This window comes from Streptomyces sp. SID5910 (genome assembly GCF_009862125.1).
Classification (GTDB): domain Bacteria; phylum Actinomycetota; class Actinomycetes; order Streptomycetales; family Streptomycetaceae; genus Streptomyces.
The window spans coordinates 1-13,272 of sequence record NZ_WWHX01000396.1 but is presented as its reverse complement, the minus strand read 5'-3'; the positions used below and the strand labels follow the sequence as shown (position 1 = coordinate 13,272).

Genomic DNA, 13,272 nt, shown 5'->3' with positions numbered 1-13,272 from the left:
TCGGCTGGCACAAGTGGAAGCTGGGCTGGCTGGACCCGTCCCAGGTGCACTGCGCGTCGCAGCCGGGCACGACGGAGTACACGCTGACGCCGCTGGCCCGCAAGGGCGGCGACAAGCTGGTCGTCGTACCGATCGACGGCAGGTCCGGATACGCGGTCGAGCTGCGCACCCGCGAGGGCAACGACGAGGCGGTGTGCCGCGAGGGCGTGCTGATCTACAAGGTCGACGCGGACGTGGACACGGGGATGGGCCCGGTGACGGTCTACGACTCCCGCAAGGACAGCGGCGGCTGCACCCGCAGCCCCAACGTCCACGCCGAACTCTCGGACGCCCCCTTCACCCCGGGCGAGACCTTCAAGGACCCTCGCCGGGGCATCACGATCAAAGTGTCGGGGGCGGACCTGAAGGGGGACCACCAGGTGCGGATCACGCGGGGCTGAGGGCGGGGCCGGCCGGGGCCCGGAGGCCGGCCCTCGCACTACGGTAGGGCTGCCGCCACCGCCGTACCGGAGAGCCGATGCCCGCCGACACCACGCACGACACCGCCGACGCCGTCACGTCGGCCGAGGCGACCGCACCGGCCGGGACGGTCCCGGCGCCGCCCGAGGCGGTCGCACCGCTGCTGCGCGGCATCACCGTCCTCCGCAGGCTCACCGAGGCGGACACCGGCGGCACCCTCAGCCTCAGCGCCCTGGAGAAGGCGACCGGCCTCGCCCGCTCCACGGTCGACCGCATCACCGCCACGCTCGCCCTCATGGGATACGTCCGCCTGGACGGCCGCGACGTCACCCTCACCCCCGGCCTGATGGAACTGGGCAACGCCTACCTCTCCGCCCTGCGCCTCCCCGCGCTGCTGTCCCACCGGGCCGACGCCCTCGCCGACGAGCTGGACGAGTCGGTGTCCCTGGCGGTCGGCGACCGGGACGGCGTCCGCTTCATCCACCAGGCCACGCGCCGCCGGGCGATGTCCCTGAGCTTCCGCATCGGCGACCTGCTCCCCGCCGAACGCACGGCGCCCGGGCCGTTGTTCGCCACGGAATGGACACCCGCGGACTGGCACCGCTGGCACACCCGCCGCTCGGCGGACCCCCACGACGGCGCCTTCCCAGCCGTCCCCCCACGCGAAAACCCGCTCCCCGACGAGGCGTTCGAGCACCGCACAACGATGGCGGCCACAGACGGCTGGGCCCTGGACGACCAGTTGATCGAACCGGGCCTGGTCGCGGTCTCGGCGCCGGTACGGGACCCTGGCACCGGCCGCATCGCCTGCGTGGCAAGCGTGGTGAGCCACACCAGCCGCCACACGGCCCAGGACCTGCGCACCACCCTGCTCCCCTGCCTGCACGCGGCGGCGAAGCAGATGGAAGCCACCCTGCGCGAGACCCCGCCCCTTCCCCCGAGCCCGCCACCAACCGGCCTGGCCACGTGGACGGGAGCGTCGAAACAAGCCCTGGGCCGGGAGTTCGTGGAGTCCCTGGCCCGCGGCCTGACCGTACTGACGGCCTTCGACGAGAGCAGACCGTCGATGTCCCTCACGGAGATCGCGAAGGCGACGGGACTGGCACGGGCGACGGTCCGCCGGGCGGTCGACGACGGCGCCGACGTGCGCGGGTACTACCTGTGGTCCCTGCTGGACAACTTCGAGTGGGCCTACGGCTACGAGAAGCGGTTCGGCGCGGTCTACGTCGACTACGCCTCCCAGGAGCGCGTCCCCAAGTCGAGCGCCCTGTGGTACGCCAGGGCGGCCCGCACGGGGACGCTGCCGCCGCCGGATCAGTTGTAGGCGGCGAAGGCCTTCGAGAAGGCCGAGTTCTCCTGGACGACGGAGCTGCACGTGGCGTCGGCCTGGGGCTTGGCGCCGCCCGCGCACTGCTTGTCACGGGTCGCGGACCACATGGACAGCTGGCCCAGGCCCTTCGACTTGGCGAACGCCACCAGCTGGGCGGCGTCCTCGACGGTGAAGACCTCGCTCGCGACGTCGTTGACGCCGATCATCGGGGTGACGGCGACGGTCCCCCAGGCCGCGCTGTCGGACAGGCCGAGGACGCTCTTGATCTGGGCCTGGGTGGCGGTGGCGGCCTGCTCGGCGTAGCTCCCCATGTCGCCGCTGTACGCCGGGCCGTAGTCCATCGCCATGATGTTGACGGCGTCGATCTTCACGCCGTTCTGCCGGGCGTTCGCGAGGAGGTCGACGCCGGCCTGGGTCAGCCCCTCGGGCATGACCGGCAGGGTGAAGGAGACGTCGAGGCCCGCAGCTTGGCGGCCATGGACAGCACCTGCTCGAAGACCGCGACCGGGCCCTCGCGCACGTCCATGGGCTGGTTGATGTGCCCGAGGATCTCCAGCTCGGCGTTGGTGACCGCGAGGTCGATCGACGTGGCTCCGATGTCGACGCCGAGGAAGCGGAGTTCGGGGTTGAGGCGGACGTTGTGGGAACGGCGGCCGCCGCGCGAGGCGGCGAGTCCGTCGGCCACCACGAGCCCGGTCTCCAGCAGCCGGTCCACCTCGACCGCCAGCTTGGACCGGGACAGGTCGACCTGGTCGCCGAGCTGGGCGCGGGAGTTGGGGCCGCCGTCGCGCAACAGCTGTAGCAGCCGGGCCTGATGGGCGTTCGCAGGTCGTGCCGTCATGCGTCTCACGAACCCCTCCCCGCCTCAATCGGCTTGAGTGTACCGGTTTTCCGGCCACATCCGTGGCTTGCTTTCGGAGGGAACGTAGCAGTGGGCGCCCGGTGTGGGAAGAAGTCGCGCATGAATTGCTGCCAACTTTCTCCACTGAGAGGACAAAGCCAGGTGCCGAGATCGCCGGCCGTAAGCAAGAAGGGGCCGCCCGGCGGGTGCGCCGGGCGGCCTGGAGAATGCGGGTGGTCTCAGGTGGAACGCGGGTGGCCTCAGGAGGTGCGCTGCTCGTGGTAGGAGCGCCGGGTGTGCTCCGTGTGCTCGCGCATCAGCCGGGTCGCCCGCTGTTCGTCGCGGTCGCCGATGGCGGCGATCAGCTCGCGGTGCTCGATCCAGGACTGCATGCCGCGCTGCCGGGCGACCGGCGTGTGGTACCAGCGGACCCGCCGGTCGACCTGCGCGGCGAGCTCGGCGAGGACGGTGTTGCGGGCCAGCTCCATGATCGTGGCGTGGAAGCGGGCGTTGAGGACGACGGTGGCGTCCACGTCGTCGGCGGCGACGGCCCGCTCGCCCTCGGCGCACAGCTCCTCCAGCGCGGCCACGCCCGCCGTGCCGGCGTTGGCGGCGGCGAGCCGGGCGGCCTCGGCCTCCAGCAGCGTACGCACCGTCAGCAGCTGGTCGGCCTCCTCCTCGGTCGGCTCGTGCACGAACGCGCCCTGCGCGGGGCGCAGATCGACCCAGCCCTCGGTGTTGAGCCGCTGGAGCGCCTCCCGCACGGGCTGCCGGGAGACGCCGAGGTGGCCGGCTAGTTCGCTCTCGACCAGATGCTGGCCGGGCTGGAGGGCCCGCGTGGTGATGAGTTCGAGCAGTGCCTCGTAGACACGGTCGCGCAGCGGGCCGGGCCGTTCGAGCTTGGGCACCGCGCCCTGCGGCAGTCCTGCGGACAACATCGGTCCCCCTCGACGGACGGCACGAGCAGTACGCCAAGTATCGATTGTCTTTCGTCTACAGTCTACGGCGCACGGGAGCCGGGACCGGGAGTGTAGGCCACGTCACGCCCTGGCCGGACCGCCCGGCGTCGCGTCACGGGCAGCGGACGACCTGCCCGGCGTAGGAGAGGTTGCCGCCGAATCCGAAGAGCAGCACCGGGTCGCCGGCCGTGATGTCGCCGCGTTCGACGAGCTTGGAGAAGGCGAGGGGGATGCTGGCCGCCGAGGTGTTGCCGGACTCCACGACGTCGCGGGCGACGACCGCGTTGACGGCGCCGATCTTCGCGGCGAGGGGTTCGATGATGCGCAGGTTGGCCTGGTGGAGGACGACGGCGGCGAGGTCGGCGGGTTCGAGCCCGGAGCGTTCGCAGGCGCGGCGGGCGATGGCGGGCAGTTTCGTGGTCGCCCAGCGGTAGACGCTCTGCCCCTCCTGCGCGAACCGCGCGGGCGTGCCCTCGATGCGGACCGCGTTGCCCATCTCGGGCACCGAGCCCCACAGGACCGGGCCGATCCCGGCCTCCTCGCCCTCGGCGCAGGCCTCCACGACGGCGGCCCCCGCCCCGTCGCCGACGAGGACGCAGGTGGTGCGGTCGCTCCAGTCGGTCACCTCGGACATCTTGTCCGCGCCGATGACGAGGGCGCGGTTCGCCGAGCCGGCCCGCACGGCGTGGTCGGCGGTGGCGAGGGCGTGGGTGAAGCCGGCGCAGACGACGTTGAGGTCGAGCACGGCGGGGCCGGGCATGCCGAGGCGGGCCGCGACCCGGGCCGCCATGTTCGGCGAGCGGTCGACGGCGGTGGAGGTGGCGACGATCACGAGGTCGACGTCCGCGGGCGTCAGTCCGGCCGCGGCGAGCGCCTTGGCGGCGGCGTGGCCGGCCAGCTCGTCGACGGGCTCGTCGGGTCCGGCGATGCGGCGGGTACGGATGCCCACCCGGCTCCTGATCCACTCGTCGCTGGTGTCGACCAGGCCCGCCAGGTCCTCGTTGGTGAGGACACCGGCGGGCTGGTAGTGGCCGACGGCGGTGATGCGCGAGCCGTGCATGGGTGGAATCCTCGCTGCCTCGGGGACGGGATCCACCAGTGTGATCAGTGACCGGTGAGTACGGCGGCAGGTGATGCGACAGGAAACGGGCGCCCGCCTTGTCGGCTTCGGTCAGCGTCCTGGGCGCCCCTTCCCCTCATCCGGTGAACAGCTGGGTCGCCTTCCGGACGAGTTCGTACAGCCCGTAGGCGAGCGGTGCGCCCACCCAGAGCCAGGTGAAGGCGATCAGCGGGCGCCGGTCGGGCAGGTCAGGCGGACTCTGGCTGCTGTCGGGGGACATCGGCGGCCTCCTTCTGCGCTGGGGCGGGCCTGTGGTGGCGGGCGTGGACCGGGCGGATGAGTTCGTTGGCCACGAAGCCGACGGCCAGCAGCCCGATCATGATGACGAACGACAGCCCGTACAGGGACGGGCCGTGCCGCCCGGCGTCCTCCTGCCGGTCCGCGATCCAGTTGACGATCAGCGGCCCGAGGACGCCGGCGGTGGACCAGGCGGTGAGCAGCCGCCCGTGGATGGCGCCGACCTGGTAGGTGCCGAAGAGGTCCTTGAGGTAGGCGGGCGCCGTGGCGAAGCCGCCGCCGTAGAAGGAGAGGACGACGAGGGCGCACAGGACGAACAGGGGCTTGGAGGTGTCGCCGAACAGGGCGATCAACGTGTACATCAGCGCGCCGACACCGAGGTAGACACGGTAGATGTTCTTGCGGCCGATCAGGTCGGAGGCCGTGGACCAGCCGAGCCGTCCCGCCATGTTGGCCGCCGACAGCAGGGCGACGAACCCGGCGGCGGCCGTGGCCGTGACGGGGGTGGAGGTGTCGGCGAAGAAGTCCGTGATCATCGGCGCGGCCTTCTCCAGGATGCCGATGCCGGCGGTGACGTTCATGCAGAGCACGATCCACAGCAGCCAGAACTGCGGGGTGCGCACCGCGTCGCGCGCGGAAACCTGGACGCCGTCGAGCGCCGCCGGGGTGCCGTCCGCCCCCTCCTTCGGCCGCGGCACCCGCACCAGCAGGACGCCGAGCAGCATGAACACGGCGTACGTCAGCCCGTGCACGAGGAAGGCGAGGGCGATCCCCGAACTGTCGCTCCCGAAGGACTCCAGCATCTGGGCCGACCAGGGCGAGGCGATCAGAGCGCCGCCGCCGAAGCCCATGATGGCGATGCCGGTGGCCATGCCGGGCCGGTCCGGGAACCACTTGATCAGCGTGGAGACCGGTGAGATGTAGCCGATGCCGAGGCCGATCCCGCCGACGAAGCCGTAGCCGAGGACGATCAGCCAGTACTGCTCCACGGCGGCGCCGAGCGCGGAGAGCAGGAAGCCGGACGAGAAGCAGACCAGGGCGACGGTCATCGCCCAGCGCGGGCCGTGCCGTTCCACGAGGGTGCCGCCGAACGCGGCGGACAGGCCGAGCATGACGATGCCGAGCTGGAAGGGCAGCGCGCTCTGCGTGCCGCTGAGGCCGAGCGCGGATTCCAGGGGCGGTTTGAACACGGACCAGGCGTAGGCCTGGCCGATGGAGAGGTGGACCGAGAGGGCGGCGGGGGGAACGAGCCAGCGGCTCCAGCCCGCGGGTGCCATGGGGGGACTCATGAGTCCCTAACCGTAGGCAGTCGACCCACGCTTGAGAAGACAGTTGAGGGGACAACCAAACACCGCTCGCACCAAGCCGTGCCGGGAGCCTTGCTCCCGCAGTTCCCTCGGCAATCCCCCGCAGTTCCTCGGTATCCCTCGACCGAACCGAGCTTCCTCGTCATGAAAGTCGCAGTCCTCGGTGCCCGGGCGATCGGCGCCTATGTCGGCGCCGCGCTCCACCGTGCGGGCGCCGACGTCCATCTCATCGCCCGCGGACCGCATCTGGCGGCCATGCGGCGGTACGGAGTGAAGGTGCGCAGCCCGCGCGGCGACTACACCGCGCATCCGCGCGCCACCGACGACCCCGCCGAAGTGGGCCCGGCCGACTACGTGTTCCTGGGTCTGAAGGCCAACTCGTACGCGGCGTGCGGGCCACTGATCGAGCCCGCTGCTGCACGACACCACGGCCGTCGTGGCCGCGCAGAACGGCATCCCCTGGTGGTACTTCCACCGGCACGGCGGCCCCTACGACGGGCGCCGCCTGGAGAGTGTGGACCCGGGCGGCGCGGTCAGTGCGGTGCTCGCGCCCGAACGGGCCGTCGGCTGCGTCGTCTACGCGGCCACCGAACTCGAACAGCCGGGCGTCGTCCGGCACGTGGAAGGCACCCGCTTCTCGATCGGGGAGCCCGGCCGCGGTGTCTCGGGGCGCTGGCGCTGAGCGAGGCGATGCGGTCGGGCGGCCTGAAGTGCCCGGTCGAGCCGGACCTGCGGGCCGACATCTGGCTGAAGCTGCTGGGCAACATCTCCTTCAACCCGATCAGCGCGCTGGCCCGCGCCACCATGCGGCAGATGTGCCGGCACGGCGGCACCCGGCAGGTCATCGAGACCATGATGACCGAGACGCTCGCGGTCGCCGCGGCCGTCGTCGAACTGGCGGAGATCACCGGCGTCGAGGTGCCCACCCTGCGCACCGTGCACGCCCTGTCGGGCCTGCTCGCCCTGAGGAGTGCCGCATGAGGAAAGCCGACCGCACGGGCCGCGGGAGCGGCCCGCGGACCTACACCCGCCTCACCCACCCGCTGGTGCGGGACTCTCGGGACCAGCCCTTCCGCCGGGCGTCCTGGGACGAGGCCCTGGACCGGGCCGCCCGGGGCCTGGCGGCGGCGCGCGGGGCGTTCGGGATGTTCTCCTGCGCCCGGGCGACCAACGAGATGAACAACGAGCTGTACGTGCGCGACTACGCGAAATGCATCCTCTGCTACAAGTGCGTGGACGCCTGCGGCGACCAGTGGCAGAACACCTTCGCCATCTCCGTCTCCGGCCGCGGCTTCGACGCCCGCATCTCGGTCGAGCACGACGCCCCGCTGACCGACTCGGCGTGCGTGTACTGCGGGGTGGGCTGCAATCTGACCCTGCACGTGCAGGACAATGAGATCGTCAAGGTCACCTCGCCGCACGACAACCCGGTGACCCACGGCAACCTGTGCATCAAGGGCCGCTTCGGCTATCAGCACGTACAGAACCGGGACTGACCGGTACGAGGGGCACGGACAGGGGCACGGACATGGGACGAGTCACGGAACGACGCAAGGTGATCCGCATCAGGGACGGCGCGGTCTCCAGCCGCCCGGACACACTCGTGGCGGAGGAACCGCTGGAGATCCGGCTGAACGGCAAGCCGCTCGCGATCACCATGCGCACGCCGGGCGACGACTTCGCGCTGGCTGCCGGATTCCTGGTCAGCGAGGGCGTGCTCGCCGAGCAGGGCGACCTCCAGAACATCGTGTACTGCGCGGGCGCCACGGTCGACGGGTCCAACACCTACAACGTGGTCGACGTGAAGACCGGCCCCGGCGTGCGGGTCCCGGACATCACGCTGGAGCGCAACGTCTACACGACCTCGTCCTGCGGCCTGTGCGGCAAGGCCAGCCTGGACGCGGTGCGCACCACGGCCCGCTGGCCGATCGCCGACACTCCCCCGGTCCGCGTCTCCCCGGAGCTGCTGGCGAGCCTGCCCGACCGGCTGCGCGCCGCCCAGCGGGTCTTCGACCGCACCGGCGGCCTGCACGCGGCGGCCCTGTTCACCGAGGACGGCGACCTGGTCGACGTACGGGAGGACGTGGGCCGGCACAACGCGGTCGACAAGCTGGTCGGCCGCGCCCTCCAGAACGGGGACCTGCCGCTGTCCCGGTCCGTGCTGCTGGTGTCGGGCCGCGCCTCCTTCGAGCTGGCGCAGAAGGCGGTGATGGCCGGCATCCCGGTGCTGGCCGCCGTGTCGGCGCCGTCCTCGCTGGCGGTGGACCTGGCCGCCGAGACGGGGCTGACGCTGGTGGGCTTCCTGCGGGGCACCTCCATGAACGTGTACGCGGGTGAGGACCGCGTCGCCCTGCGGGCCGCGGCCGCCCAGGGCTGACCCACCTCTCCGCGACACGGCGGCGGGGCCCCGACCGGCGGGGAGCGCCCCCTGCGCCACCGGGGCCCCGCCTCAACCGGCCGCGGCCTCCGGCCGGCTCACCCGGCACCCGCCTCCGGCACCCGTCTCCGGCGCACGCGGCTCAGCGCGAGCGCGCCCCCGTGCCGACGGCCGGCCGTGTCGCGTCGGCCGGCTCGTCCGGGACGGCGGCCCCGGCATCGTGCGACCGGCGCTTGGCGATGACCGCGCACACCATCAGCTGCATCTGGTGGAACAGCATCAGCGGCAGCACCGCCAGTGAGGCGTGCGCGCCGAACAGGACGCTCGCCATGGGCAGGCCGGAGGCGAGGGACTTCTTGGAGCCGGCGAACTGGATCGCGATCCGGTCGGCCCGCCCGAAGCCCAGCGCCCGGGCCCCGTACCAGGTCAGCGCCAGCATCACCGCGAGCAGCACCGCCTCCACGACCAGCAGGCCGGCCAGCCGGGCCGGGCTCACCTGGTGCCAGATGCCCTGCACCATGCCCTCGCTGAACGCCGTGTAGACGACGAGGAGGATCGAGCCGCGGTCGACGAGCCCGAGGACCTTCTTGTGCCGGGCGACGAACCCGCCGATCCAGCGCCGCAGCACCTGCCCGGCGACGAACGGCACCAGCAGCTGGAGCACGATCTTCACGACCGAGTCGGCGGAGAACCCGCCCCCGCTGTTGCCGAGCAGGGCCGCGGCCAGCAGCGGCGTGAGGACGATGCCGGCCAGGGAGGAGAAGGAGCCCGCGCAGATCGCGGCGGGCACGTTGCCGCAGGCGATGGAGGTGAAGGCGATCGACGACTGGATGGTGGAGGGGACCAGGGTGAGGAAGAGCAAGCCCTGGTAGAGGGGGTCGGTCAGGAAGACCGGGACGAGACCGCGGGCCGCGAGCCCCAGCAGCGGGAAGACGACGAAGGTGCAGGCCAGCACGGTGACGTGGAGCCGCCAGTGGCGCAGCCCGTCCATCGCCTCACGGGTGGAGAGCCGGGCGCCGTACAGGAAGAAGAGGAACGCGATCGCGACGGTGGAGGCCCCGGAGGCGACGTCGGCGCCCGTGCCGCGGGCCGGCAGCAGCGCCGCGAGGCCCACCGTCCCGAGCAGCAGCAGGATGTACGGGTCGATCGGCATCCGACGCGGCCGGCGCAGGCGTTTCACGGTGCTCCACTTGCTCGTTCTCTTCGTTCTCTTCGTGCTCTGGCGGGGACGCGGGTCCCCGCCCCATCGTGCTCCCTCACCCGGCGATCGGGAATCCGGTACACCGCTCTCACTGTCATCACGTACCGCGATGACCGGGTACGGTGGGCCGCGTGTACGACCCCTCCCAGCTGCGGACCTTCCTGACCGTGGCGCAGACGCTGAGCTTCACGCAGGCCGCGCGGCGGCTCGGGCTGCGCCAGTCGACGGTGAGCCAGCACGTGCGGCGGCTGGAGGACGCGGCCGGGCGGCAGCTGTTCACGCGTGACACGCACTCCGTGGAGCTGACCGAGGACGGCGAGGCGATGCTCGGCTTCGCGCGCCGCATCCTGGAGGTGCACGAGCAGGCGACGGCCTTCTTCACCGGCACCCGGCTGCGCGGCCGGCTGCGCTTCGGGGCGTCCGAGGACTTCGTGCTGACCCGGCTGCCGGAGATCCTGGAGAGCTTCCGGCAGGAGCACCCGGAGGTCGACCTGGAGCTGACGGTGGAGCTGTCGGGCACCCTCCACGAACAGCTGGCCGCCGGGGACCTCGACCTGGTGCTGGCCAAGCGGCGCCCCGAGGACCCGCGCGGTGAGCCGGTCTGGCACGACCGGCTGGTGTGGATCGGCGCGGAGCGGCTGCGCCTCGATCCCGACCGTCCGGTGCCGCTCATCGTGTATCCGCCGCCGGGCATCACGCGCGCGCTCGCGCTGGACGCGTTGCAGCGGCAGGGCCGCGAGTGGCGCGTCGCCTGCACCAGCGGCAGCCTCAACGGGCTGATCGCGGCGGCCCGCGCGGGCCTCGGCGTGATGGCGCACTCGCGAGGGCTCGTCCCGCCCGGTCTGGTGCGCGTCCCGGACCGGGCCGGGCTGCCGGAGCTGGGCCGCGTCGACTTCGTGCTGGTGCACGGCCGGCGCCGGCCCTCGGCGCAGGGCGCCGCGGACGCGCTGGCGGCGGCGATCCTGGCGGGCGGCGACCGGCTGCACCGGTCTCAGCGTGCGGGTCTGGGGTAGGTGAGCTGCTTGACCCGGCGCAGGAACGGCGACGCCTCCACGTGGTGGACGCCCTCCAGCCCGCCGAGCGGGCCGCTCAGGTAGTCGTACAGGTGGGCGGTGCTGCGCACGACCGCGGTGGCGATGATGTTGGACGGGCCGGCCGTCGCGGCGGCGTGGGCGATCTCGTCGTGCGTGGCGAGCGCCTCGCCGACCCGGGACAGGGCGGCCGGGCTGGTGGTGATCCACAGGACGGCGGCGGTCGGGTAGCCGAGGATCTCGCAGTGGTACTCCACGTCGATGTAGACGGCGCCGGTGGCGAGCAGGGCGGAGAGGCGGCGTTTGACGGCGGACTCGGAGCGGCCGGTGGCGCGCCGCAGTTCCGGGTAGCCGGCGCGGCCGTCGCGCTCCAGGACGGCGAGCAGCGGCTCGTCCTCGGGCTCGATGCGGGCCGGTCCCGCGTCGCGGGGCGCCGGGGGCCGCAGGGCGGCGGTCTGCTGGGCGGTGAGCACGCGGAACTTGCGCAGCCAGCCTTGGGGGCCGCCGTAGAAGCGGTGGAGCATCTGGTGGGCGCGGATCTCCGAGACGCGCGGGGTGCGCGGCAGCTTGCCCAGCAGCAGGTCGTCGCGGTCCCCGGCGGTGCGCGGCCCGGTGCCGAAGACGACCTCCGTGCCGCCCGCGGCGATGCCGATCCAGCTGGTGTCGGGCCGCTTGGCGAGCGCCTCCGCGACGGCCAGGGCACTGTCGGGCACGCAGCGCAGCCGCATCGTCCAGTGGTCCTGGCCGAGGCGTTCGGCGTCGCGGACGGCGACCACGCGCAGCCCGCCCTCGGCGCACAGCCTGCGGTAGCGGCGGGCGACGGTCTGGTCGGAGACGCCGAGCACCTCCCCGATCCGGCTGAACGACGCCCGGCCGTTGATCTCCAGCGCGTCGAGCAGGCACAGGTCGAGGTCGTCGAAGGCATCGGATTCCATCCGCATGGCGCCTCTTCTCATCGGGTTCCGTCGCACACCGGCCGCGAACCGGCGTGTTCGGCCGACCACCGCTCATCGTACGGAGAGACACGCACACGCACACGGACACGGACACAGGAAGAAGACGGGACATGCGTACATGGGGGCCGCTCACCGCGGTGTGCCTGGGGACGTTCATGCTGCTGCTGGACGTGACGATCGCGGTCGTCGCGCTGCCGGACATGGCACGGGGGCTGCACGCGTCGCTGAGCGATCTGCAGTGGGTGATGGACGGATACGCGCTGGCGCTGGCGGCGCTGCTGCTGGGACTGGGTGCCGCGGCCGACGTGCTGGGCCGGCGCCGGGTGCACGTGGCGGGCGTGGTGCTGTTCGCGGCGGCGTCGCTGCTGTGCGGGCTGGCCACCGGGCCGGGGATGCTGGTCGCCGCGCGCGGCCTTCAGGGCGTGGGCGCGGCGGCGATGTTCGCGACGACGCTGCCGCTGCTGGGCTCCGTCTACCAGGGGCGCCGGCGGTCGGTGGCGCTCGGGGTGTGGGGCGCGGTCAGCGGCGCGGCGGCCGCGGTGGGACCGGTGCTCGGCGGGCTGCTCACCGACGGCCCCGGCTGGCGGTGGATCTTCTACGTGAACCTGCCGGTGAGCGTGGCGGCGGTGTGGCTGACGCTGCGGGTGGTGCCGGAGTCGCGGGCCCCGCGCGGGCGGCGCGTGGACTGGGCCGGCACGGCTGTCTTCGCGGTGTTCGCCGGCGCGGTGACGTACGGGGCGGTGCGGGCCGGGTCGCACGGCTGGACGGAGGGCGGCACCCTCGCCGCCTTCGGTGTGGCGGTCGCGGCGCTGGTCGTGTTCGTCGCGGTGGAGCGGCGGGTCGCCGATCCGCTGCTGGATCCGCGGCTGTTCCTGCGGCCCGCGTTCTCGGGCGTGATGCTGGGCGCGCTGGCGTTCAACGGGGCGGCGTTCGGCGTCATGGTGTACACCTCGATCTGGCTTCAGACGCTGCTCGGGATGAGCCCGGTGCGCGGCGGGGCGGTGTTCCTGTGGATGTCGCTGGCGTCGTTCGTGGTGGCCGCGGCGGGCGGGCGGCTGCTGCACGGGGTGCCGGCCCGGTTCACCGTCGGCGGCGGGCTGCTGGCGATCGCGGCGGGCCAGTTCTGCATGGCGTTCCTGGACGCCGGCTCGGACGCGTCCGCGCTGGTGCCGGGGCTGCTGCTGGTGGGCGTCGGGACCGGGCTGGTGTCGCCGGGCATCTCGGGGGCGGCGCTGGCGGCGGTGGAACCGGAGCGGGCCGGGATGGCGGGCGGTGCGGTCAACACGTTCCGGCAGCTCGGCTACGCGCTGGGCATCGCCGTCTTCGGCACCGTGCTGACCTCGCGGATGACGGACACGCTGCCGCACGGCGCGGCGCACGGTCTGGCCGGCGGTGCGGCCGGCGCGCTGCGGGGCGTGTTCGGCGAGCACGCGCTGCGGGCCGCCTTCGCCTCA

General features: G+C 72.8%; 10 protein-coding genes and 5 pseudogenes. 7 read left to right on the top strand and 8 right to left on the bottom strand.

Translation table 11 applies throughout. The annotated features are described in order from the left end of the window. Positions 1-440: pseudogene (locus GTW67_RS13500) on the top strand (M6 family metalloprotease domain-containing protein); the annotation flags it as partial. A gap of 77 nt (positions 441-517) precedes the next feature. Further along, entirely contained in the window at positions 518-1,783 is a 1,266-nt protein-coding gene (locus GTW67_RS13495; protein WP_161165052.1) for an IclR family transcriptional regulator, read from the top strand. On the opposite strand, the pseudogene GTW67_RS13490 reads toward GTW67_RS13495, so the two are convergent. The 6 genes and pseudogenes from GTW67_RS13490 to GTW67_RS13470 all read right to left on the bottom strand — a co-directional run. Further along, a pseudogene (locus tag GTW67_RS13490) lies at positions 1,774-2,259 on the bottom strand (glycoside hydrolase family 18 protein); the annotation flags it as partial. The gene GTW67_RS13495 and the pseudogene GTW67_RS13490 sit on opposite strands and share 10 nt — an antisense overlap. Continuing rightward, a pseudogene (locus tag GTW67_RS13485) lies at positions 2,244-2,630 on the bottom strand (sugar kinase); the annotation flags it as partial. The pseudogenes GTW67_RS13485 and GTW67_RS13490, both read right to left, overlap by 16 nt. Before the next feature lie 260 nt (positions 2,631-2,890). Then, a complete protein-coding gene (locus GTW67_RS13480) occupies positions 2,891-3,568 on the bottom strand; it encodes a GntR family transcriptional regulator (protein ID WP_161165051.1) in 678 nt (225 codons plus the stop codon). Positions 3,569-3,701: 133 nt separating this feature from the next. Continuing rightward, entirely contained in the window at positions 3,702-4,649 is a 948-nt protein-coding gene (locus GTW67_RS13475; RefSeq protein ID WP_161165050.1) for a beta-ketoacyl-ACP synthase III, read from the bottom strand. A gap of 136 nt (positions 4,650-4,785) precedes the next feature. After that, positions 4,786-4,929, bottom strand: a complete 144-nt coding sequence (locus tag GTW67_RS36955) for an MFS transporter small subunit (RefSeq protein WP_189232443.1) — start codon at positions 4,927-4,929, stop codon at positions 4,786-4,788. Further along, positions 4,898-6,235: an OFA family MFS transporter gene (locus GTW67_RS13470; RefSeq protein ID WP_161165049.1), complete on the bottom strand. Its 1,338-nt coding sequence runs from the start codon at positions 6,233-6,235 to the stop codon at positions 4,898-4,900. Before GTW67_RS13470 ends, GTW67_RS36955 begins: the two co-directional genes overlap by 32 nt. 162 nt (positions 6,236-6,397) lie before the next feature. On the opposite strand from GTW67_RS13470, the pseudogene GTW67_RS13465 reads away from it, so the two are divergent. The 3 genes and pseudogenes from GTW67_RS13465 to fdhD all read left to right on the top strand — a co-directional run bounded on the left by GTW67_RS13465 (position 6,398) and on the right by fdhD (position 8,630). Then, positions 6,398-7,234, top strand: a pseudogene (locus GTW67_RS13465) (ketopantoate reductase family protein). Between the two features lie 194 nt (positions 7,235-7,428). Next, positions 7,429-7,749 (top strand): annotated as a pseudogene (locus GTW67_RS13460) (2Fe-2S iron-sulfur cluster-binding protein); the annotation flags it as partial. 32 nt (positions 7,750-7,781) lie between these two features. Next, positions 7,782-8,630: a formate dehydrogenase accessory sulfurtransferase FdhD gene (fdhD, locus tag GTW67_RS13455; RefSeq protein ID WP_161165048.1), complete on the top strand. Its 849-nt coding sequence runs from the start codon at positions 7,782-7,784 to the stop codon at positions 8,628-8,630. A gap of 142 nt (positions 8,631-8,772) precedes the next feature. Here the strand turns inward: fdhD and GTW67_RS13450 are convergent, their stop codons facing one another. Continuing rightward, positions 8,773-9,810, bottom strand: a complete 1,038-nt coding sequence (locus GTW67_RS13450; RefSeq protein ID WP_161165047.1) for a bile acid:sodium symporter family protein — start codon at positions 9,808-9,810, stop codon at positions 8,773-8,775. Between the two features lie 152 nt (positions 9,811-9,962). Here GTW67_RS13450 and GTW67_RS13445 point away from each other — a divergent pair, with 152 nt between their 5' ends. Continuing rightward, positions 9,963-10,844: a LysR substrate-binding domain-containing protein gene (locus GTW67_RS13445; protein ID WP_161165046.1), complete on the top strand. Its 882-nt coding sequence runs from the start codon at positions 9,963-9,965 to the stop codon at positions 10,842-10,844. Here the strand turns inward: GTW67_RS13445 and GTW67_RS13440 are convergent. Then, on the bottom strand, positions 10,823-11,803 hold the full coding sequence (locus tag GTW67_RS13440) for an Lrp/AsnC family transcriptional regulator (protein WP_161165045.1): 981 nt from the start codon (positions 11,801-11,803) through the stop codon (positions 10,823-10,825). The genes GTW67_RS13445 and GTW67_RS13440 overlap by 22 nt on opposite strands. A 125-nt stretch (positions 11,804-11,928) precedes the next feature. Here GTW67_RS13440 and GTW67_RS13435 point away from each other — a divergent pair. Beyond that, the coding region (locus tag GTW67_RS13435; RefSeq protein ID WP_161165044.1) for an MFS transporter at positions 11,929-13,272 on the top strand (1,344 nt) is incomplete at its 3' end.